Source organism: Nocardia sp. NPDC056000, assembly GCF_042269265.1.
Lineage (GTDB): Bacteria > Actinomycetota > Actinomycetes > Mycobacteriales > Mycobacteriaceae > Nocardia.
This window is the reverse complement of the sequence record NZ_JBHJXS010000001.1, coordinates 129650-150558: the sequence shown is the minus strand read 5'-3', so window position 1 is coordinate 150558 and position 20909 is coordinate 129650. Positions and strand designations below refer to the sequence as shown.

The window sequence follows — 20909 nt, the reverse complement described above, 5'->3', positions numbered from 1 at the left end:
ATCAGCAGTTCAGGAGGAAGTGTTCCAGCACGCTCGCACCGAATTCCAGCGCCGCCACCGGGACGCGCTCGTCCACGCCGTGGAACAGCGCGCTGAAATCCAGGTCCGGCGGCAATTGCAGCGGCGCGAAGCCGAAGCAGCGAATTCCCAAGCGCGCGAACGCTTTCGCGTCGGTACCGCCGGAGAGCATATAGGGCACGGTGCGGCCCTGCGGGTCATGCGCGAGAATGGCGGCGTTCATGGCGTCGACCAGGTGACCGTCGAAAGTCGTTTCATACGAGTCGAGTTTGGTGATCCACTCGCGTTCGACATCGGGGCCGATGAGCGCGTCGACCTCCTTCTCGAACTCGGCCTGCCGCCCCGGCACCACGCGGCAGTCGACCACGGCCTCGGCGGTCTGCGGAATGACATTGGCCTTGTAGCCCGCCTGCAACATGGTCGGGTTGGCCGTATCCCGCAGTGTCGCACCGATAATGCGCGAGATGGTGCCGAGCTTGGCGAGCTGGCCCTCGATATCGGGACTGGCCGGATCGAATTGCAGGCCGGACTCCTCGGCGACCGCGGCCAGGAATTCGGCCACCGAATCCGAGACCACCAGCGGGAAGGTATGCGTGCCCAGGCGCGCCACCGCCTGCGCGAGAATGGTGACCGCGTTGTCCTCGTGCAGGAACGAGCCGTGTCCCGCGCGCGCCTTGGCGCGCAACCGCATCCAGCCCAGACCTTTCTCCGCGGTCTCGACCAGGTACAACCGCCGTTCGGTGCCATCGGGTCGCGGTACGGTGAGCGAGAATCCGCCGACCTCGCCGACCGCCTCGGTGACCCCGGCGAACAGATCGGGCCGATTATCGGCCAGCCACTGTGAACCCCAGCGCCCGCCGTTCTCCTCATCGGCCAGGAAGGCGAACACGATATCGCGCGGCGGCACCGTGCCCTCGATCTTGAACTGCCGGGCCACGGCCAGCATCATGCCGACCATATCCTTCATATCGATGGCCCCGCGGCCCCACACATAGCCGTCGCGGATCGCGCCGGAGAACGGGTGCACGCTCCAGTCCTCGGCCTGTGCGGGCACCACATCGAGGTGCCCGTGCATCATGAGCGCGCCGCGGCTCGAGTCCGCGCCCTTCAACCGCGCGAACACATTGCCGCGCCCGGGCGCGCCGGATTCCACGTACTCGGTGGTGTAGCCCGCCTGATGCAGTTGATCGGCCACCCATTGCGCGCATTCGCGCTCACCCTTGGTGGTCTCGAGTTCGCCGGTATTGGAGGTGTCGAACCGGATCAGCGTGCTGACCAGGTCCACCACCTCCGAGACGGCGCGGGACGTGCGAAGTTCGCCAGTTTCGGACACGTCCCCTTTCCTACCATCTCCGCACACCCCCGCCGCCGCGCACCATCGCCTCGGACCCCGCGCCGCGCAGGTGAGGTGTATCGGGCGCGATTGAAATCAGCCCTCGCCCAACCCTTTCCCCGCGCCGGGCACTGTGCCGAGTGGTCAGCGCAATACGCGCAGGGTCATGGTCAGGGTCGCCAGCAGTGATTCCAGGCGCTGATCGGCGATGCGGCGTTCGAGAATCTCGGGATCCAGGCGGGTGGCGGAGGCCCAGAGTTCGCCGATGCGAGCCTGCACGTCGACATCGGTGGCGGCCAGCACCCACAGCAGGGGTGCCCAGAGCCGGGCGGCCTGGGCGATGGCGGGGAGCATGATCAGCGTCGAGGCATCGAGTTCGGCGAGCTGGGTGCCTGCGCGGCGGCGCACCTCGGCGTGCGTGCGGGCCAGCGGCTCGAGCACCCCGCGCCACAGGGCCAGCTCACTGCTGCCGTCCAGGGCCGCGACCAATGTTTCGGCGGTTTCGGCGACGACCGGGTTGAACGCGAGTTTGGTCAATGCCTGCGGGCTCAATTGCCCGGCGAAACGCAGCAGGTCATCGGTGGCGCCCGCGGCCAGGAAGCTGGTGAGCAGATCCGCGATGGCAGAGGGCGGCGCGACCTCGAAGAGGATATCGCCGACCGCGGCGATGACATCGGGAGCGCAGCGCGCGAAGACCGACAGCGCCGCCAGTCGCAACTCCTTGGAACCGTCGATGACCGTGCCGAGCAGCGCCGGAATGCGATCACCGGGGCCCGAGAGCAGTTGCCGCACAATGGCACTGATGCTCTCCCCGGAATAGGCGTAGGCGGCCGAGCGGATCAGTCCCTCGTCATCGGGGACGCCCTCCTCGACCGCGCGCACCAATTCCGGTGTGGCATAGGCCAGGAACGGCCCGGCGGTGATGTAGTCGCGCCGCCGCAGCAGTTCATTGACGATCGCTATCACCGGTTCGGTGGGTGCGTCATCGGCGAGCTGTCCCACGGTGCGCGGATCCAGATACGGTGCGCAATCGGCGGCGTATTCGGTGCTGAGCCGCAGTAGCGCGTCCACGGCCTTGCGCGGATGCTGGACGCCGACGGCCCCCGCCGCGCGCCCGGTCATGGTGGGTGGCACCAGGCGCTGCACGATGGGCAGTGAAATACTGAGCGGAATGATCGGCACCAGTGAGCTGATCCGCTCGAAAACCGGTGTGTGCTGGTCGAACAACGCACCCGACATGCGCTGCTGGAGTTCGTTGAGCCGGTGCGCGCCGAGTCGCTCCAGATGTTCGACGCGTTCGACCGGGACGTGCAGGGTCCTTGCCAGGAGCACCAACTGGGCGCGGGTGACCAGATCGGTCATAGGCCGCACCGGGTCGCGGGTCTTCCGCCATAGGCGAAATCGACTGTGGCAGACATGTTTCCCCGTCCTGCGGCGTCCGTGTCCGGACCCGCCGTGTTCGACCGCCCATCATAGGCGGGCAGATACGACGAAAACCGCAAACAGTGCAGACTCACAGACCCCCGTTAGGATGCGGCCATGAGTCATCCCGCGGGGTGGTACCCCGAGAGTCCAGGATCCACCGTTTTGCGCTGGTGGGACGGTAGTCAATGGACCAATCACACCCAGCCGCAGCAACAATCGGCGCAACCGCAGCAGCAGGCGCAACCGCAGCAGAGCCAGCAAACGGGTAGCCAACAGCAGTACGGACAGCAGGATCAGCAGGGCTACGGCAAGCAGGGCCAGCAGTACGCCCAACAGGGTCAGCAGCCGCAGGGTCAGCAGTACGCCCAGCAAGGTCAGCAGTCGCAGGGGCAGCAGTATGCCCAGCAGGGACAGCAGTATTCGGGTCAGCAGTACGGCCAGCAGCCGCACCAGGGGCAATACGGCCAGCAGCAGTACCAGCAGCCCAGTGACGCGCACGCCCTGGAATTCGATATCGGCGGCGCTCACGATCCCGCCGCGATCCAGCGCCAGGTGCAGCAGCAGGCCGGCGTGGGCGCGACCCAGGCCGGTGGCGGCACCGTGTTCACCGAGCCGATCCTGGTGGTGAACCAGAAGGTCAAGCTCATCGAAATGGCCAATGAGTACGCCGTTTTCGACCAGCAGGGCCGTCAGATCGGCGCGGTGGTGGAGGTCGGGCAGAGCGCGCTCAAGAAGGCCGTGCGTTTCATGTCCAGCTATGACCAGTTCATGACGCACAAGCTGGAGATCCGCGACGGTCAGGGCCAGACGGTGCTGCGCGTGACGCGCCCGGCGAAGGTCTTCAAGTCGCGCTTCGTGATCGAGCACGGCAATGGTGCGCCGATCGGGGAGATCATCCAGGAGAACATGATCGGCAAGATCAACTTCTCCTTTGTGGTGAACGGTCAGCAAATCGGCGGGATTCGGGCCGAGAACTGGCGCGCCTGGAACTTCATGATCCACGATCACACCGGTCAGGAGGTCGCCCGCATCACCAAGACGTGGGAGGGCCTGCTCAAGAACATGTTCACCACCGCCGACAACTATGTTGTGCAGATTCACCGACAGCTGCCGCAGCCGCTGCTGTCCATGGTGGTGGCCTCGGGCCTGGCCATCGACACCGCGCTCAAACAGGATTCGCGCGGCTGGGGCTGATCCGGCCTCGCCGCGCCGTCAGCACGGCGTCCCAACCGCCTCCGGGTCGCGCGCCATATGGTGCGCGACCCGCGTTGTTTGCGGTGTGCGAGGTCCGCGCATGAGCGGCACAGCCTCCTCTCATGCGGGCGCAAGCGGTACGCAAGACAGCGCAAGGGCGCGGTAATCGAGGCTCGGCACAGTGATTCTCATGAACGAGACACGCGATGTGGTGATTGTCGGAGCCGGACCGGTCGGGCTCATGCTGGCGTGCGAGTTGCGACTGGCGGGCGTGGATGTGCTGGTGCTGGAGCGGCTCGCCGAGATGGATCCGACCCTGAAGGCGGGCGCGATCAACGTGCCCACCGCGCAGGCGCTGTACCGGCGCGGATTCCTGCCCGAGCTGATGGAACAGCATGAGGCCACCATGGCTCAGTTCGCCGCCTTCCGGCGCAGCGCCGGGATCGGGGAGCCGCCCGCCGGGAAACGCTTCGTGCCCGGACACTTCGCGGGCATCCAACTCGACGGCGGCGCAATCGATCTCGACGATCCGGTCTTCGCAAACGCGGGCCCGGCCGCCGCGGCCTGGTTCATCTCCCAGCAGGGCATCGAAACGATTCTGGCGCGCCGCGCGACCGAACTGGGCGTGGAGATCCGGCGTGAAGTAGCGGTGAGCGGATTCGAGGACGACGGTATCGGCGTCACCGTGAACACCGGTGATCGCACCGTGCGCGCGGGCTGGCTGGTCGGCTGCGATGGCGGCCGCAGCATCGTGCGCAAGCTCGCGGGCTTCGAGTTCCCGGGCGTGGACCCGGAGATCACCGGCCGGCAGGCCGTGGTGGAAATGACCGGCGCGGAACAGGTTCGGCCCGGCTGGCACGACACCCCCGGCGGCATCTACGTCTACGGCCCCACCCCCGGCCGGTTCCTGACCGTCGAACTCGACGGCCCGCCCGCCGACCGCGACGCACCCATCACCGCCGCGGAGCTGGAGGAGAGCTTCCGCAAGGTCACTGGCGTGGAAGTCCATATCACCAAGGTCATTTCCGCGACCCGCTTCACCGACAACACCCGCCAGGTCCCCGACTACCGCAAGGGGCGGGTCCTGCTGGCAGGTGATGCCGCGCACGTACATTCACCCTTCGGCGGCCAGGGCCTGAACCTCGGTATCGGCGATGCCCTCAACCTGGGCTGGAAGCTCGCGGCCGTGGTTCGCGGCTGGGCCCCGGCGGATCTGCTCGACACCTACACGACCGAACGCCATCCGATCGGCGCCTGGGTGCTGGAATGGACTCGCGCGCAGATCGCCGTCATGCGCACCGATCCGCGCAGCCGCGCCCTGCGCGCGGTCATGACCGATCTGCTCGGCACCAAGGACGGGGCCACCGAGATCTTCAAACGCATCTCCGGCGTCCTGCACCGCTACGACCTGGGCGGTACGCATCCCCTGGTCGGCGCGGTCGCGCCCGATCTGGAGCTGGCCGACGGCACCCGGCTCGGCGAATACTTCGCCGACGGCACCGGGGTCCTGCTCGACCTGAACGACTCCCCCGCACTCCGCGAGGTGGCCGCCGCATGGCCGCACCGAGTGCGCGTCGTCACCGCCAAACCCGCTCAGCCCCAAAGCGTTTCCGCGCTGCTGGCGCGCCCGGACGGTGTCGTCGCCTGGGCGGCCGACACTTCCGACATGGCCGGGTTGAAGGAGGCCCTGAGCCGCTGGTTCGGCCCCGCCGAGCGAGATGCGTAGCTAAGCCAGCGCCGGGTGATCCGCACCGAGCTGGGGTGCGTGGACGCGGGTCGCGCCGATGCGGGTGATGCGGCGTGAGCCCCACGCGCCCAGTGCGTTCAGGGCGGTGTTCAGGGCCACGCCCTCCTCGGTGAGCGAATAGTCCACGCGGGGCGGGATTTCCGGGTAGAGCTCGCGGTGGATGATGCCGTCCTCCGCGAGCTCGCGCAGATGCTGGCCGAGCATTTTCTCCGAGACGCCGGGCAGTCCCCTGCGCAGTTCACCGAAGCGGCGGACGCCGTGCTCGTGCAGCTCCCACAGGATCAGGACTTTCCATTTGCCGCCGATGACATCCATGGCGGCGTCGATACCGCAGAAGTATGGTCCCGATCTCTTTTCGCTCATGCCCGTCCTCACTAGCTGGATACACACCTTTCGGTACGTGTCCGAGAAAATAGTGCGTACTTGTTGCCCAACGTCACCGCGGGCAATCTCGATTCCAGCGCGCGCCGATCACTTCAGCCGGAATCGAAGGAGTAGTCCCAATGACGAACAATCAGCACACCCCGGTGATCGTGCTCGGCCTGGGCGCGATGGGTCAGGCGCTGGCGGCGGTATTCGTGAAAGCCGGGGTGCCGACCACGGTGTGGAATCGGTCCGCGGGCAAGGATATCGACCTGGTCGACGCCGGTGCGGTGCGCGCCGGGTCGGTGGCCGAGGCGATCAGTGGTGACGGTCTGATCATCAGCGTGCTGCTCGATCACGCCTCGGTGCACGAACAGCTCGATCCGGTCGCCGCGCGGCTCACCGGACGGCAGTGGGTCAACCTGACCAGCACCGCACCCGAGGAATCACGCGAACTTGCGCAGTGGGCGGCACGGCACGACATCGAATTCCTCGACGGCGGCATCATGGCGATTCCATCCATGATCGGCACACCGGGTTCGGCGATCTTCTACAGCGGCGGGCGCGAAGTGTTCGACACGAATCGCGGCATGCTCGAACTGATGGGCTCCGCCGAGTACTTCGGCGACGACGCCGGTGCGGCGGCGCTCAATGATTTCGCATTGCTGGCGAGCATGTATCAGATGTTCGCCGGGTTCTTCCACGGTGCGGCGATGGCGGGCACGGGCGGTCTGACCGCCACCGAATTCGCGGCGCGGGCCGTGCCGTTCCTGTCCGCCATGGTGCAGGGCCTGCCCGCCTACGGCGCGGCCATCGATGCGGGAACGTACGCGGCGGAGGTTCAGCACCTCGCCTTCCAGAAGTCCGCGCTCGATGCCATCGTGCGCGCCAGCAAGGACGCCGGGATCGCCCCGGACCTGCTGGAACCGATTGCCACCCTGGTGGATCGCCAGGTCCGGGCCGGACACGGCAACCTCGCCTTCGCCCGCACCATCGAGGAATTGCGCTGAGCGCCAAGTAGTCCGGTATCGGTCAGTGTGTGATCCGCAAGGTGGCAGCCAGTGCCGAAAGCTGTTCACCCAACTGAAGGTCGGCGATGCGCTGCTCCAGCGCGCCACGTTCGGAATCCTCCAGCGCGGACCACACCTCGCCGATCCGCGATTGGGCATCGGGTTCGGCGACCGCGAGGATACGCAGCAGTGGCGTCCACAGGTCCGCGGCGGTGAGCACCGCCGGAAGCCGGGCCAGCAGTGCTCCCTCCAGGCGGGACAGATTGCCGCCGATCCGGCGCGTGGCCGGAGCGGGTGTGCGGTCGGCCAACTCCAGCAGGCCCCGCCATACCGCGGCATCGCTGTCGATATCGATCGCCGCGGTGAACGCGTCGATGGACTCGGGTTCGGCCACAGCCGGATTGGCGGCGAGCCGATCCAGGGCCGAGGGGCTGAGCTGTCCGACGAACCGCATCGTCTCGGGCACCACCCCGGCGGTGACGAAGGCGCGAATGAGCGCGCCGATGTCCTCCGTCGAACCCTCATCGAACAGAATGTCGCCGATACCCACGATGACATCGGCGTCGCAGCGCGAGAACACCGAGACCGCCGCCAATTGGAGTTCGGCCGAGCCGCCCAGGATGGTGCGCACCAGTTTGGGAACCCGCTGTAGGTTTCCATTGAGCAGATGCCGCACCACCATGGAGATGCTCTCGCCGGAGTAGGCGTAGGCGGCCGAGCGGATCAGGCCCTCGTCATCGTGAGCGCCCTGCTCGACCGCCGCGATCAATGTCGGTGTGGCATAGGCCAGGAACGGTCCGGCCGTCACGTAGTCGCGGCGGCGCAGGATCTCGTTGACGATCCGCACCACCGGTTCGGGCGGTGCGTAATCGGCGAGCTGACCGACCGCGTGCGGATCCATATACGGCGCACCGTCGGCGGCATAGCCGGGGCTGAGAATGGTGAGCGCCTCGGCGGCCTTGCGCGGATGGTCCACCCCGATCGCCCCGGCCGCGCGCCCGGCGATGAGGGCGGGCACCAGGCGCTGCACCAGCGGCAGCGAAATGCTCAACGGAATGACCGGCACCAGCATGCTCAGCCGGGAGAAGGTCTGATTGTGCTGGGCGAACATGACTTTCGCCATGGCCTCCTGCAATTCGTGCAGGTGTTGCGCGCCCAATCGCTCGAGATGCGTCAGGCGCTCCTCGGGCACATGCAATGTCCGAGACAGCAGGGTGATCTGCGCGCGGGTGACCAGATCGCTCATCCGAGCTTGTTCCCGAACATGATCTTCTTGGCCGCCGTGCTCAGCGGCCACGGTAGCGCGCCGACGGTCTTGTCGACCGCGGCGACCATGTCCGCGGTCTCGGTGCGCTGTGCCTGCCGGAAAACCTCCAGCAGATCGGCGGTTTCGGCCTCGGTGAGCAGTTCGAGCGCGGCCAGCGGCCCGCCCAATTCCCGCTCCAGTTCGGCTTTGGCGTCCACCATGACTCCCCTTGTCCCCGAATGACCCGGATCACTCCGGTCTCGCCCCCAAGGTGTACCAAGATCGCCGCCACCGCGCCAGCCCCCGGCACGAGCCGGAATCGCCCGGGGCCGCGGGTGAACGGGGATGTCCTCGAGCACGCGAGCACCCTCTCGATCCCGAGCACGGGCCGATGCGAGTTCACCGGCCCGCCCGGCGAGCAGGGCGGGCATGCGAGAATCGTTGGTGTTCAGCGCAGTTCGGCGGCGATCGCATCCGCGGCGCGCAATGCCATCGCCATGATGGTGACCTGCGGGTTGACCCCCAGCGAGGTGGGCACCACCGAACCGTCGGCGATGTACAGGCCCCTGGTGCCGAAGACCCGGTTCTCGAAGTCCACGACCGCGGTGCGTGCATCGCCGCCCATTCTGGCGGTGCCCAGGGGATGCGGGCCCATCATGCGGAATTGCCGTGGTGTGAGCGGTGTTTCGGCGACCGCGTGAGCCTGCTCCAGCGTCCGAATGGGTGGCATACCCGCGATCGGCAGCGCCACCGCCTCCGCACCGCCGTGCAGGAACAGCTCGGCCAAGCCCGCGCAAGCATGCTGGAGGGCGGCCTGAACGCGCGGAGTCACGGTGTAGCGCAACAGCGTTCGCCCGCCCGGGCCGTGTTGCACACTGCCGCTGCCGGTATCGCGGACCATGGCCCCGAACTGCTCGGTGTACGCCCAGCGGTTCATCCATTCGGTGAGCTGCGCACCGTGGAACGGCAGCACCCCGGCCGCGAATTGCGGTGGGATGGACACCCCTTCGAACGTGCACAGCGGATCGCCCAGGCCGGTGACGTGATAGCCCTGCGGAATACCGGACCACGGCGTGCCCGGGGTGGACATCATCGCGACCGCGCCGAGTGAGGGATGCACGGACAGGTTGCGGCCCAAGGCGGGCAGGTCGATGCCATTGCGGCGCAACAGCAGCGGTGTCATGAGCGTGCCGGCGGCGACCACCACCGTGCGGGACCGGACCTCCAGCGTGCGCGGTGCGCCATGGCTGTCCTGACCTTCGGCGAGCACACCGACCGCCTGCCGGTCATTGAGCAGAATCCGGGTGACCGTCAGATTGGTGTACAGCTGCGCACCGGCCTCCAGGGCGCGCGGCACCCAGCTCACATTGCTGCTGCGCTTGGCATCGGTGGGACAGCCGTACACGCATTGGCCCTGACCGTCGCAGCCTGCCGCATTGCGCGGCAGCGGGCCGTGCGCGGCCCCGAGCGCGTCCGCGCCCTTGCCGATAATGTCCGCGACCCGGCCCAGATAGCGCGAATCGGCGTGGGCGATACCGAGTTCGCTCGCGACCTCGTCCAGGTAGGAACGGAAGATCTCGGGTTCGAAATCGCCCGGGAAACCCGCGTCGAGCCATTCCCGCAGCACCGCGTCGGGGGTGCGGAAGGCGGTGCCGGAATTGATGGCGGTGGTACCGCCGACCAGGCGTCCGGTGCTCACCCCGAGCACCGAATTGCCGAGCGCGAGGTTGTATCCGCCGTCGCGCCAATACTTCTGGGTGCGATCGTGCAGTTCGCCGCGGAATTCGGCGCGGCGCGCGTAATCGCCCTCCTCGACCATGACCACGCCCAAGCCCTGTTCGGTGAGCCGTGCCGCCACCGCCGCACCGCCCGCGCCGGTGCCGATCACCACCACATCGCAGTCGATGAGATCCCGGCTCGGGAGCGCGTCGGGAGTGGTCATATTGGCGAGCCAGCCGGGTGCGCGTTCGAGCACCGGTTCCCGATAGCTCGGTGCGCCGATGGCGTCGAGGTACCTGCGATCGCTGAAATGCGCTATCCGCACCGGTGTTTCGACCGCGGCCACGGCATGTTGCAGGGCCGGATGCTTGCGCGCGGACTCGATGAACCGCCCTCGCTCGGTCTCCCCCAATGCGGCCAGCCCGTGCCGATATCGAGCGCGCGCGGCGGTGTCCAGGCCGCGCAGCGCCAGCCGCAGGCCCGACTGCATGATCGGGGTCATATTGCCGATGTACTCATCGACGCGATCGACCGTGCCCGCGTCCACCGGCGGTACCGCGCCACCCGGTTCGATCAGGGCGGCGGCGACCGCGCGCAGTGTCGCGCGCTGCGCGTCGGTCAGGACGCCGGTGGGTTTGCCGCCGTCCGGCAGATCATCACGCAGCGAGGTCCACGGCTGGAACGAATGCAGGAAGCTCGGATAGTCGTTGGCGAAGAATTGCATTCGCCCCGAAGCGATTTCGCTATCCTCGCACCACAGCGTGGCATCGAGGTTGGTCAGGCTCGCGTGCGCACGGCGCAACCAGCGCACATCCTTGTGCCCGCTGAGCCGCCACGCGCGCCCGTCATCGTCGCGGAAGCTCACCTCGTAGGCCATCAGCCGCTTGGTCACCGGCAGCGCCACCAGGGTGCCCGTCACGGCCGCGCCGTCCACCCAGGGCAGTGCGCGAATGGTGCCGGTCAGGCGGGATCGGCCATTGGTGACGAAGCCCAGTGCCCGCCCCGATTCACAGCGCAGATCCATGGCGACGTGATGCAGTTGACCGTCGGCGTCCCGCAGTTCGCCGCGCATGGTCTCGAAGAAGGTCAAAGGCATGGTTCGGGACTTTCGCTCAGACGATGGGTTGTACGGCCGGAACCGGCTGCGAGGCAAGGAATTCCAGCGCGCCGCCGTGCGCGCTGCGCAATTCGAAGGCATTGCCGTTGACCGGGGCCACATGCACCGATACCGCCGCGGTCTTGGAATTGAGGCAGTAGCTGGTGGCGCGCGCCGGATTGCGGTAGGCCAGGCACACCATCTGCGCGGGATCGGCATGCATGCGCACCTCGGCGGTGCCGTCACGTCCGCGCATGCGCAGCGTCCACCGCGGGAAATCCAGATGCGGGCGCTGCCGCCACAGGTCGGCGATGCGGTCGAAACGGTATTCCTGGTCGCCGCGGCGGATCACCAGCATGGACAGCAGCGGGGAGACCTTGCCGCCGATGCGGGTGCGCCCGGACGCGCCCTCCATGACCGCGAACGGGGCGTCGGTGCCGGTCTCGGTGAAAATGCTGTGGCCCCAGGCATATTCGGGACTGTGCTCGGTGCCCCAGTTGTGGCCCTGCATACCGTGCCAGCCGTGCAGATCCCAGCGTTCGCCGTCCCAGTCCAGATATCCGGTCACGGTGGCAACCGGGAACGGGGTCACCAGCTTGTTCTTGGGAAAGCCGGTGTCCAGCAATCGATCCGAGGGCAGCATGGACAGCGGTGCCCCGAGCACCGGAACCCGGGTGAATTCGAGATCCCAGGTGATGGTCGAGGTGTCGTCGGCCAGGGTGCCCTGGGAATCCCCGCCGCGACCGGTCAACTGCATGCGCAGCGGTCCGGCCGTGATCGCCTGGCCGAGCGCGTTCTCCTCGAATCGCGCTGTGTCCAGGGGAATGTCGGTGCACCAGGCGCGGGTCCGGTCACCGTCGAACACACTGCACCACGCCTGTGCCAGCGCGGTGCCGTCCTTACCGGTGAGCACGGTGGCCTTGATCCACACCGCGCGCGGTGACCGCGGGTCATTGGCCCGGATGAACCAGGATTCGACGTGATCGGCGCCGGGCCGCAGCCGCGGCGCGTTCTGTTCGGTGGCAATCATGCGGTGTCCCTCAGAGTTTCGGTGTGCGGCTGAGCATGCCGAGCAGCTGCTGTCCGGCGCGGCCGTAACCGCGCAGCCGGGCGATGGGCCGGGGTTCGGCGAAGGTTGTGGCCAGCGCGCGCATGGCGTCCTCCAGTTCGACGCCGTACGGGTACCACCAGGGGCGTTTGGGGCCGAAGGCCGGACCGCGCGGGGATTCCACGATCTGCACCCAGGCCGCGTCCAGCAGGGCATCGGTGCCGTGCGAGCGGCCGAAACCGGAGCGGGCGACACCACCCCAGGGGAACTCGGGGGTCGAATACATGGTGGCGGCAACATCATTGATCGCCACCGAACCCGCGCGCAGGCGTGCGCCCAGGGCTCGGGCGCGCGCGGTATCGGCGGAGAAGACGCTGGCGGTCAGGCCGTAGTCGGTGGCGTTGTGCAGGGCAATCGCCTGCTCATCGGTATCGAAGGCGGCGACGGCGACCACCGGGCCGAAGGTCTCCTGCTGCCACACCTGCGATGCGGTTACCTCGGAGCCCGTGATGACGGTGGGTGTGTAGCGGCGGCCCGGCAGGACGGTCCCGCCGTCCACGGTGAGCCCGGCCTCCCGCGCCGCGTCCACGTGCTGCCGCCAAATATTCTGCTGCCGTTGATCAATGGCGGGTGCGAGATCACGGCCGGTGTCGATGCGGCGCAGTTTGTCGCGCAGTCGCACCACGAACGCGTCATGCAGATTCCGGTGCACCAGTACCCGCTCGATCGAGCAACACGCCTGTCCGCCATTGAATGTCGCGCCCCAGGCCACCGCCGAGGTGGTGAATTCCAGATCCGCGTCATCCAGTACGACCGCCGCGTCCACCCCGCCCAATTCGAGCCCGACCGGAATCGGGAAGCGCGCGGCCGCGGCCATCACCTTGCGGCCGGTGGCCACCGAACCGGTGAACAGCACCTTGTCCGGTCCTGCGGCCACCAGTTCCGCGCCCAGCGATCCGTCGCCGGCCGCGAGCTGGAGCACCCCGTCGGGCAGTCCGCAGCGCTCGATCACCTCCACGAGCACCGCCGCCACCTGCGGGGTCAGCTCGGACGGCTTGAGGATCACCGCGTTCCCGGCGATCAGCGCGGGCAGCACCTGACTGAACGGAATCAGGAACGGCAGATTCCACGGCGCGATGGCCACCACGACCCCGTAGGGATGATGCAGCCGCAACCCCGTGCGATGCGGCTCACTGGCCGAGGTGATCTTCGCCGGACCCAGGGTCGCGACCGCGCTCTCCAGATGATGCCGAGTCAGTGCGATGGCCGGAACCGCCTCGTGCGCAATGGCTTCCACTCGAGGCTTGCCGTTCTCCGAGCTGATCACCTCCGCGATCCGATCCAGCTCCGCCAGCAGCAGCCCCGGCAGTCCGGACAGCGCCCGCACCCGGCCCTCGACGCCGAGCGCACCCCATCCGGGCTGTGCGGCCCGAGCCGACTCGATCAACGCCTGCGCCGTCGCCGACCCGGGCATATCGCCATCAGCGGCCGTATCCCGCACCGCCTCCTCGAGGGGCGTCATATGCATCCCGCCTGTTCACAGAGATTCGATCTTGGCCAGATGGCCAAGTGGTCAGACCACTATATCCATGCGGGCGAATTAGGCAACAGTGGCTGTGGGCTATCCCAACCGCTCTGCCCGGATGGTGGCGGGAGCGGAGGGTCGGCGAAAGTTAGTGTGACGTGTCGCCGCCGGGCGTCCGGAAGACTCGATGGCGGCGTGCGACCGTCAGCCGCTCACCGCTATGGGGTGGGGACCTGGCCCAGCACCGTGTTATGGGGTGTGGACCTGGCCCAGCACGGTGTCGAATTGCTTTGCGGCCAAGGACAGCAGGGATTCCGCCGTCGCTCGCGCGGTCGCCCCGTCACCCGCGATAACAGCGTCAGCGACGGCCCGATAGCGCTCGACCTGACTCACCTCGGCGGCCATCAATCCGGCCAGGGCGGCAAGTGCGGGTTCGTACACCGCGCGTAGGTCGTTGTAGAGCAGACGGAAGACGATCGAGTCGGCCGCATCGACCAGGTGATCCCAGAAAGCCATGGCGGTTATCTGCTGCGTGATCGGATCAGGCTGCGCCGCAAGGGCTTCCAGGGCCGCACCCAGGTCTGCGGTCAGTCGCGCCCCGGCCCGCTCGGCCGCAAGTCCGGCCACCTCGCGGCCCAGTACCAGGCGCGTTTCCAGGATCGAGCGAATCACCGCCGGATCGATCTCACCCTGCCGCACCAGCAGTCGCGGCAACATATCCATCCCCGCGTGCCGTCGGTAGTCGCGCACCGTCGTCGACCCACCCTGGCGCACCTCCACCAACCCGGTGTGCGCCAACCGCTGCAATGCCTCCCGCACGGTCGGCCGCGACACCCCCAGCGCCTCGGCCAGCGCTCGCTCGGCGGGCAGTGCCGCCCCGGGTGCCAATTCCCCATCCAGCACCTCGTCCACGAGTTGCTCGAACACGGTATCGGGCACCGTCCGCCGATCGATCCGCCTGATTGCCATGCCCCGAACGTAGATCCGCCTGGTCAACAGGTCAAGCGGCCAGACCAGTGGGTGGCCCATTCGACACCGCAACGCTGCCTGGTTGGCGAGCGGGTGGTGACGCGGGTGTGGCGGGTCGGGGTGGGGGTTCGCGGGGTCTTCGGCGGGTGTTCATGTGGCGTTGGTCGGTGGGGTGCCGCGGGTAACCCGTTGCCCTGCACGATCAGCGACGTGCGCATCGTGCAGCTGGCGAACTTCTATGGGCCGCGGTCGGGTGGGCTGCGCACCGCACTGCATCATCTGGGTGAGGGGTATGTGGCGGCGGGGCACGAAGTGGTGCTGATCGTGCCGGGGCCACGGCGTGGCGAGGAGCTGCTGCCGTCGGGGGTGTGGCGAATTACCGTGCCTGCGCCCGCGATTCCGTGGACGGGCGGGTATCGGGCGGCGCATCCGCGGCGGGTGGCCGATGTGCTGTCCGGGTTGCGGCCCGATGTGCTCGAGGTGTCGGATCGGTTGACACTGCGGGGATTCGGGCGCTGGGCGCGGCGGCGCGATGTGGCGGGGGTGATGATCTCGCATGAGCGGCTCGACCGCCTGCTCGGGCAGGTGCTGCCCGGCCCGGCCGCACGGCGGGCGGCGGACGCGGCCAATCGGCGCACCGCCGAGAACTACGACATCGTCGTCTGCACAACACAATTCGCGCGCGAGGAATTCGAGCGCATCGACGTCCCGAATGTGGAATTGGTGCCGCTCGGGGTCGATCTGGACATGTTCACCCCGTCGCGCTGCGATATCCGATTGCGCACCGATCTGGGCGCACAGGACTATCCCCTGCTCGTGCACTGCGGCCGGCTCTCGGTCGAGAAGCGCGTGGATCGCAGTATCGAGGCGGTGGCCCGGCTGCGCCGCGAAGGTGTGGACGCGCGCCTCATCGTCGCCGGGGACGGCCCGCGCCGCGAGGCTCTCGAGCGCCGCGCCCGCACCCTGACACCGTTGCGCGACGGCCTGTCGGCGGTGCATTTCACCGGATTCATCAATGACCGAACCGAATTGGCGACCCTGCTGGCCACCGCCGATGTCTCTCTCGCCCCCGGCCCGCACGAAACCTTCGGCCTGGCGGCCCTGGAAGCCCTCGCCGCGGGCACCCCGGTGGTGGCGAGCCGCTCCTCCGCGCTCGCCGATATCGTCACCGCCGACTGCGGGGCCGTCGCGGCCGACCACCCCACCGCCTTCGCGCACGCCGTCACCGACGTGCTGTCCCGCCCCCTGCTCGAACGCCGCCGCGCCGCCCGCACCCGAGCCGAGCAATTCACTTGGTCCGCAGCGGTTTCCGGAATGCTCGGCCTGCTCGGCTCGGCCTGATCAGTCGCGCGTCGGATCGGGCTCCCACGGAACATACGGGCGCGCTTCGGATTCCGCGGCCACCCGCGCGGAATTCAACTGGTATGGCGTGATGCCGCCGGGCTGCCACGGCCCTACCGAACCCGAGGCGATCGCGGCCTCGGCCTTGGGAACCAGCCCGATCTCGGTGCGCACCACCGAGATCGGGCGATCGGCCAGATCGAACCAGTCCTGATCCAGGAAGTCATGACTGCCTCGGGTGAGCGCACCGCGTCGCAGCGCATCTGCCAGTCGCCCCGCCATACCGGAGGCCCGCAGATGCCCAGCGTCTGCCTCGAACAGCCCGGCCCCGGCCCGCAGATATCCGGTTTCGAACAGCGAGATCACCATCGCCAGCAGACTGAACGCGCGCGGATCGTCGTTGGCGCGCGCCATGAACGCGAACACCTCGATCTCGTTCTCCAGCGTGGTGCCGTATCCGGCCAGCACATGCACCCAATCATGCTGGGCCAGTAGCGGCGGCGCGGAACCCGGCAAACCGGGCGTGACGAAGCCGCGGTCGCGATAGAAGTCCGCCACCCCGCGCCCGAGCGTGCCCATCGGCAGCTCCCGCAATTCACCCCAGCGCGCCGCCAGCACCGGATCATCGACCACCGCGCTCCAGGAACTATCCAGCTCCGAGGTGTGCAGCGCGTGCAGCCGTCCCGCGCCCAGCCCGCCGAGATAACCGTTGCGGGAGAAGTCGACCGCCGCCAGATCCTCCGCGCCATCGGCGTATTTGCGTGCCACCGAGATCATGTCGTCGTCCACGCCCAGCGCGTCGGCGAACACCCGCAGCTTCTCGGCCACGCTCGCGGGCAGCGGCCGCACCACCAGCGCCGCCAGCAGCATGGTCTGGATGACGCGTTCGCGGAAGATCCGATTGCGACGGGTCAGCCCGTACGCGTATTCCTCGGCAGTGATCGGGGCGAGGGCGTCCAATTCCACCGGGTGTCCGGTGAGGGAGAGGAACAGCGCCGGAATCAGCAACTGCTGCAATGGCGTGAGTCCCTGTTCACCCTGCGCCGCGGTGACCACCCCGCGCGCCACCAGGTGAACCTCGGCCGCATCGGGCGGGGTCAGCAGCACATCTGTCATCGGACACCTTCCGGATTCGATTCGAACCCTGACATTGTGTCCGCGAAACCATCAGGCTGCGTGTTCATTTCACTTAGCGCGTATGAGTGGCCGCGTCCGCCGCCGCTGCCTACAATTCGTGGTTCGATCCGAGGTGAAGGGGGCAGCCCCAATGACTTCCATACCTCCGCATCCCGCCGTGGCGGCGGCCGCCGCCCGGCTGGCCGCACTCGACCAGGGCTTCGAGCCGGTGGCGCTCATCGAACACGGCGACGGCGCGGCCGCGGTGCTGCTGGAGAGCCGGGATTTCCGCGTCATCGTCATCGTGGAACACCGGGACGATGAATGGATAACCCCGGCGATGGTCTCGGGCACTCCGCGCCCGGTCTCCCGCGCGCGGCCCGCCCGCACGCTGGACCATCGCCCATTACTACGCATGAGCCGCAGCCGGGTCGCGCATCCGGACCCCAATGGCAAACCCGCCGAAACGAGTTGGTCGGCAGTGCTGGGTACCGCCGCGGCCGATGCCACCAGCCTGACGGTCATATCCACCATCGACAGTTACACGGCCCCGATCGCGTCCAACGGTTTGGCCTTCGCCCTGGTCCGCACCCGCAACGGTGAACATCCGCTCATTCACGTGCACACCGCCGACGGTCGCATCGTGCCCGTCGCCTCCTGAAATCGCCGATCATGCCGCCGGATACGGTGAGGGCGATGACGAATCGAGACGGCGGAGCGGCCCCGGTCGCGGGCGACAGTGTGGTCGAGGTCGCGAGCGACAGTGCGGTCGAGGTCGTAGGCGACAGTGCGAGCCGCGCGGTGCTGGTGGTGCTGCGCGGCAATTCGGCGTCCGGGAAGTCCACCACCGCACGGACTTTGCAGCATTCGATGGAACGCGGCAGCTGCGTCGTGGTGCCGCAGGATGTGGTGCGCCGTCAAATGACCTGGGAGCCGGACGAACCCGGGCGGATCAATGTCGATCTGATCGAGCACATCGCGCGGTTCGCACTGGCTCGCGGTCTGGTGACCATTGTCGAAGGCATTCTGGACAGCCGTCGCTACGAGGCCATGCTCGAACGCCTGGCCCGATCCGCCCCGGCGAGCCTGTTCTACGGCTTCGATCTCACCTTCGAAGAGACCCTGATCCGGCACGCGAGCCGCCCGCTGTCGGCCGAGGTGCCGGAGAGTTCGCTCGCCGAGTGGTATCACGGCTGGCAGCCACTGGGATTCACCACCGAGACCCGCATCGATGTGAGCTGGGACCTGACCGCTATCACGGAGCGAATTCGCGGCGATATCGAGAAAGCGCGCGCGACCCGTCCCTCCCGGTGAGTTCGCCGCGAGTGCCGCCCGCCCGGTAGTCGCCGTCACACCGGCGCGTTACCGGGCAATTCTCCCGTTCCGGACTACATTCGGGCTCGACTGCGTACGGCTCGAATCCGAAAGCGGGTGTGATCACATGACGATGGGTGAACCGTGGCCCTCCGGCGGCGCGGAGTGGCAGCAACCACCGGGCAGCCAGGGCTGGCAGGGCGGTGAGACGCTGGTGGAGCTGGATGTCTTTCCGCCGGAACAGCATCGGCGCTGGACGGTGCTGTTGCGCGCACTGCTGGTCATTCCACAGCTGATCGCGCTGTGGGTGCTGGGCATCGCCGCGTTCGTGGTGGTGGTCTGCGGCTGGTTCGGCGCGCTGTTCACCGGGCGGCTGCCGGAGTGGTGCGGCGATTTCCTGCGCGGGTATTTCTCCTACAGCACGCGGGTCTACGCGTACGGCATGCTGCTGGTCGACGCGTATCCGCCGTTCGCCTGGAATCCGCCGGATTATCCTGTGCGCGTGCTGTTTCCGGCGCCGACACCGCTGAATCGGCTGGCGGTGCTGTTCCGGCTGATCCTGGCGTTCCCGATCCTCATCTTCGCCAGCTGGCTCACCGGCGGCTGGGCGGTGGTGTCGTTCGTGCTGTGGCTGATCGTGCTCATCACCGGGCGTATGCCGCGGCCGGTCTTCGAGGCGACCAGCGCGGTGCTGCGGGCCGAATTGCGCACGCAGGCCTACACGTATCTGCTCACCCCCGCCTACCTCAAGGGCGTATTCGGTGATCAGACCGGTGTTCCGGCCGATGCGAGTGCGGAGTGGGTGCCGTCGGTGCCGCAGCAGTCCCCGACCCGGCCGCTGCTGCTCTCGCGCGCCGGGCAGGTACTGCTCATCGTCATGCTGATCCTGGGCATCGCGGCGAGCCTGCTGCAGAGCGTCACCACCGACTATGACGACGATTCCGACGACTACACCTCGGCGCCGGGCACCTCGCATATCGTCAAGCTGTAGGACGCCGTCCCGCGATCGACGGAAAACGGTGCGCCGCTTCGAGTTCGAACGCCGATTCCAGCAGCGTCCGTTCATCACCGTAGGCCGCGGACAATTGCACACCGATGGGCATGCCCGCACCGGTCATGCCCATCGGCAGCGAAATCGCCGGTGTGCCCGCCACATTGTTGATCGGGGTGAACCCGACGTAGTTCATCAGCCGCGTCAGCAGTTCATCGAAATCCAGTGTGGGACTGAGGTAACCGAGCTTCGGCGTGGTGTGGCAGAGCACCGGGGAGAGAATCAGTTCGTGTTTGGCGAACATCCCGGCCACCGTGTCCGCGGTACCGCGCAGCCGCCACAGCGCCGCGGGCGTGCGATACAGATGCGCGCGATGATGCGCCCGCAAACCGCGAGTGAGGCCATCGAATTCGGCGGTGTCGAAGGACAGGTCGAAGGTCAGCTTGCCCGCCGTGCCGATCAAATCGGCCAGCAGCGCCCACAATTGCACGAAATCGTCGGCCCAGCCGCGCGTGACCGGCAATCGCACCGGCTCGACATGATGTCCCGCATGCTCCAGCAGTGCCGCGGTGTATTCCACCGCCGTCCGCGTCTCGGCGTCGATCGGCTCACCCATCAGTGTCTCGGTCACCAGCCCGATGCGCAGCCGCCGCCGTGCCGGACCCAGCACAGCGCCGATCGGCGGCAGCGCAGGATTGCGCCGATAGTCCTCCGCCGCAGCCACATACGCGGCCGTATCGCGCACCGTGCGGGTGAGCACACCCTCGGAGACCAGGTTGATCGGCATCATGCGCGCCATATCGCCGTCCACATGCCGGCCTCGGCTCGGCTTCAGACCCACCAATCCGGCGCATGCCGCCGGGATGCGAATCGAACCGCCGCCGTCATTGGCGTGCGCGATCGGCACCACGCCCGCCGCCACCAGCGCGGCCGCGCCGCCGGAGGACGCGCCCACCGAATACTCGGTGTTCCACGGATTGCGCGCGGGTTCGTCGGTCATGAATTCGGTTGTGGCACTGAACCCGAACTCCGGCAGCCGGGATTTGCCCAGCACCGTCAGCCCGGTATCGCGCAGCTGGCGCGTGTACACGCCATCGGCCCGTGCGGGCCGTGCCCGGAACGCGGTGGTCCCGTGATTGCTGGGCATACCGCGCACATCGGTGTTGTCCTTGACGAAGCTCGGCACCCCGTACAGTGCGGCGGATTCGTTCTCGGCGTAGCGCGGCTGTTCGTAATCGGCGTACGCGATCGCGTGCAGCGCCGGATCGACCTTGCGGGCGCGGGCCGCCGCGGCCGCGGCCAGTTCGGCCGCGGTGGTCACTCCGGCGCGCACCGCAGCCGCCGCTCCGACCGCGTCATGATGTCCCAGGGCGTCATCGGCGAAGGCATCTAGTCGACTGTCCAGCATTAGCCGAGCATAGAGAGCGGCCACCGCACGGGGAAGGCTTCCGGCC

18 protein-coding genes are annotated in these 20909 nt (G+C 67.9%); 7 read left to right on the top strand and 11 right to left on the bottom strand.

The window, feature by feature from the left end; all coding sequences use genetic code 11:
* Nucleotide 1 precedes the first annotated feature (1 nt).
* Nucleotides 2-1351 (bottom strand): M20/M25/M40 family metallo-hydrolase, encoded by a 1350-nt coding sequence (locus ACFC4D_RS00765; RefSeq protein WP_375967332.1) that lies wholly within the window; start codon nucleotides 1349-1351, stop codon nucleotides 2-4.
* A gap of 144 nt (nucleotides 1352-1495) precedes the next feature.
* Nucleotides 1496-2713, bottom strand: a complete 1218-nt coding sequence (locus ACFC4D_RS00760; RefSeq protein ID WP_376061085.1) for a hypothetical protein — start codon at nucleotides 2711-2713, stop codon at nucleotides 1496-1498.
* Between the two features lie 177 nt (nucleotides 2714-2890).
* Here ACFC4D_RS00760 and ACFC4D_RS00755 point away from each other — a divergent pair, with 177 nt between their 5' ends.
* Nucleotides 2891-3970: a phospholipid scramblase-related protein gene (locus ACFC4D_RS00755; protein ID WP_376061084.1), complete on the top strand. Its 1080-nt coding sequence runs from the start codon at nucleotides 2891-2893 to the stop codon at nucleotides 3968-3970.
* 190 nt (nucleotides 3971-4160) lie between these two features.
* Nucleotides 4161-5696, top strand: coding sequence for an FAD-dependent oxidoreductase (locus ACFC4D_RS00750; protein WP_376061083.1), 1536 nt, complete (start codon nucleotides 4161-4163; stop codon nucleotides 5694-5696).
* On the opposite strand, the gene ACFC4D_RS00745 is transcribed toward ACFC4D_RS00750, so the two are convergent.
* Nucleotides 5697-6080 (bottom strand): helix-turn-helix domain-containing protein, encoded by a 384-nt coding sequence (locus ACFC4D_RS00745; protein ID WP_364634241.1) that lies wholly within the window; start codon nucleotides 6078-6080, stop codon nucleotides 5697-5699.
* A 140-nt stretch (nucleotides 6081-6220) separates the two neighbouring features.
* Between ACFC4D_RS00745 and ACFC4D_RS00740 the strand changes: the two genes are divergently transcribed.
* The gene (locus tag ACFC4D_RS00740) at nucleotides 6221-7090 is read left to right on the top strand and encodes an NAD(P)-dependent oxidoreductase (RefSeq protein WP_376061082.1); all 870 of its coding nucleotides are present in this window, start codon (nucleotides 6221-6223) and stop codon (nucleotides 7088-7090) included.
* A gap of 22 nt (nucleotides 7091-7112) precedes the next feature.
* Here ACFC4D_RS00740 and ACFC4D_RS00735 read toward each other — a convergent pair whose 3' ends face one another.
* The 6 genes from ACFC4D_RS00735 to ACFC4D_RS00710 all read right to left on the bottom strand — a co-directional run bounded on the left by ACFC4D_RS00735 (nucleotide 7113) and on the right by ACFC4D_RS00710 (nucleotide 14693).
* Nucleotides 7113-8336: a hypothetical protein gene (locus tag ACFC4D_RS00735; RefSeq protein ID WP_376061081.1), complete on the bottom strand. Its 1224-nt coding sequence runs from the start codon at nucleotides 8334-8336 to the stop codon at nucleotides 7113-7115.
* Complete coding sequence (locus ACFC4D_RS00730) at nucleotides 8333-8557, bottom strand: hypothetical protein (RefSeq protein WP_364634246.1); 225 nt, start codon at nucleotides 8555-8557, stop codon at nucleotides 8333-8335. The genes ACFC4D_RS00735 and ACFC4D_RS00730 overlap by 4 nt, the downstream gene beginning before the upstream one ends.
* 227 nt (nucleotides 8558-8784) lie before the next feature.
* Complete coding sequence (locus tag ACFC4D_RS00725; RefSeq protein WP_376061080.1) at nucleotides 8785-11151, bottom strand: GMC family oxidoreductase N-terminal domain-containing protein; 2367 nt, start codon at nucleotides 11149-11151, stop codon at nucleotides 8785-8787.
* Nucleotides 11152-11167: 16 nt separating this feature from the next.
* Nucleotides 11168-12181: a hypothetical protein gene (locus tag ACFC4D_RS00720; protein WP_376061079.1), complete on the bottom strand. Its 1014-nt coding sequence runs from the start codon at nucleotides 12179-12181 to the stop codon at nucleotides 11168-11170.
* A gap of 10 nt (nucleotides 12182-12191) precedes the next feature.
* The gene (locus ACFC4D_RS00715) at nucleotides 12192-13721 is read right to left on the bottom strand and encodes an aldehyde dehydrogenase family protein (protein WP_376061078.1); all 1530 of its coding nucleotides are present in this window, start codon (nucleotides 13719-13721) and stop codon (nucleotides 12192-12194) included.
* 252 nt (nucleotides 13722-13973) lie between these two features.
* Complete coding sequence (locus ACFC4D_RS00710; RefSeq protein WP_376061077.1) at nucleotides 13974-14693, bottom strand: FadR/GntR family transcriptional regulator; 720 nt, start codon at nucleotides 14691-14693, stop codon at nucleotides 13974-13976.
* 210 nt (nucleotides 14694-14903) lie between these two features.
* Here ACFC4D_RS00710 and ACFC4D_RS00705 point away from each other — a divergent pair, with 210 nt between their 5' ends.
* A complete protein-coding gene (locus ACFC4D_RS00705) occupies nucleotides 14904-16034 on the top strand; it encodes a glycosyltransferase (RefSeq protein WP_375967315.1) in 1131 nt (376 codons plus the stop codon).
* On the opposite strand, the gene ACFC4D_RS00700 is transcribed toward ACFC4D_RS00705, so the two are convergent.
* Nucleotides 16035-17150, bottom strand: coding sequence for a hypothetical protein (locus tag ACFC4D_RS00700; protein WP_376061076.1), 1116 nt, complete (start codon nucleotides 17148-17150; stop codon nucleotides 16035-16037).
* Nucleotides 17151-17301: 151 nt separating this feature from the next.
* Here ACFC4D_RS00700 and ACFC4D_RS00695 point away from each other — a divergent pair, with 151 nt between their 5' ends.
* From ACFC4D_RS00695 to ACFC4D_RS00685, 3 genes are all read left to right on the top strand, one after another.
* A complete protein-coding gene (locus tag ACFC4D_RS00695; protein WP_375967311.1) occupies nucleotides 17302-17811 on the top strand; it encodes a hypothetical protein in 510 nt (169 codons plus the stop codon).
* A gap of 35 nt (nucleotides 17812-17846) precedes the next feature.
* A complete protein-coding gene (locus ACFC4D_RS00690) occupies nucleotides 17847-18464 on the top strand; it encodes an AAA family ATPase (protein ID WP_376061075.1) in 618 nt (205 codons plus the stop codon).
* Nucleotides 18465-18591: 127 nt separating this feature from the next.
* A complete protein-coding gene (locus ACFC4D_RS00685; RefSeq protein ID WP_376061074.1) occupies nucleotides 18592-19455 on the top strand; it encodes a DUF4389 domain-containing protein in 864 nt (287 codons plus the stop codon).
* On the opposite strand, the gene ACFC4D_RS00680 is transcribed toward ACFC4D_RS00685, so the two are convergent.
* The gene (locus ACFC4D_RS00680) at nucleotides 19445-20863 is read right to left on the bottom strand and encodes an amidase (protein WP_376061073.1); all 1419 of its coding nucleotides are present in this window, start codon (nucleotides 20861-20863) and stop codon (nucleotides 19445-19447) included. The two genes, ACFC4D_RS00685 and ACFC4D_RS00680, sit on opposite strands and share 11 nt — an antisense overlap.
* Nucleotides 20864-20909: the final 46 nt, after the last annotated feature.

Excerpts from the sequence above, each read along its gene's own strand:
- ACFC4D_RS00760 (WP_376061085.1), bottom strand. The coding sequence starts at position 2,713 with ATGACCGATCTGGTCACCCGCGCCCAGTTGGTGCTCCTGGCAAGGACC.
- ACFC4D_RS00755 (WP_376061084.1), top strand. The coding sequence starts at position 2,891 with ATGAGTCATCCCGCGGGGTGGTACCCCGAGAGTCCAGGATCCACCGTT.
- ACFC4D_RS00750 (WP_376061083.1), top strand. The coding sequence starts at position 4,161 with ATGAACGAGACACGCGATGTGGTGATTGTCGGAGCCGGACCGGTCGGG.
- ACFC4D_RS00745 (WP_364634241.1), bottom strand. The coding sequence starts at position 6,080 with ATGAGCGAAAAGAGATCGGGACCATACTTCTGCGGTATCGACGCCGCC.
- ACFC4D_RS00740 (WP_376061082.1), top strand. The coding sequence starts at position 6,221 with ATGACGAACAATCAGCACACCCCGGTGATCGTGCTCGGCCTGGGCGCG.
- ACFC4D_RS00735 (WP_376061081.1), bottom strand. The coding sequence starts at position 8,336 with ATGAGCGATCTGGTCACCCGCGCGCAGATCACCCTGCTGTCTCGGACA.
- ACFC4D_RS00730 (WP_364634246.1), bottom strand. The coding sequence starts at position 8,557 with ATGGTGGACGCCAAAGCCGAACTGGAGCGGGAATTGGGCGGGCCGCTG.
- ACFC4D_RS00725 (WP_376061080.1), bottom strand. The coding sequence starts at position 11,151 with ATGCCTTTGACCTTCTTCGAGACCATGCGCGGCGAACTGCGGGACGCC.
- ACFC4D_RS00720 (WP_376061079.1), bottom strand. The coding sequence starts at position 12,181 with ATGATTGCCACCGAACAGAACGCGCCGCGGCTGCGGCCCGGCGCCGAT.
- ACFC4D_RS00715 (WP_376061078.1), bottom strand. The coding sequence starts at position 13,721 with ATGACGCCCCTCGAGGAGGCGGTGCGGGATACGGCCGCTGATGGCGAT.
- ACFC4D_RS00710 (WP_376061077.1), bottom strand. The coding sequence starts at position 14,693 with ATGGCAATCAGGCGGATCGATCGGCGGACGGTGCCCGATACCGTGTTC.
- ACFC4D_RS00700 (WP_376061076.1), bottom strand. The coding sequence starts at position 17,150 with ATGACAGATGTGCTGCTGACCCCGCCCGATGCGGCCGAGGTTCACCTG.
- ACFC4D_RS00695 (WP_375967311.1), top strand. The coding sequence starts at position 17,302 with ATGACTTCCATACCTCCGCATCCCGCCGTGGCGGCGGCCGCCGCCCGG.
- ACFC4D_RS00690 (WP_376061075.1), top strand. The coding sequence starts at position 17,847 with ATGACGAATCGAGACGGCGGAGCGGCCCCGGTCGCGGGCGACAGTGTG.
- ACFC4D_RS00685 (WP_376061074.1), top strand. The coding sequence starts at position 18,592 with ATGACGATGGGTGAACCGTGGCCCTCCGGCGGCGCGGAGTGGCAGCAA.
- ACFC4D_RS00680 (WP_376061073.1), bottom strand. The coding sequence starts at position 20,863 with ATGCTGGACAGTCGACTAGATGCCTTCGCCGATGACGCCCTGGGACAT.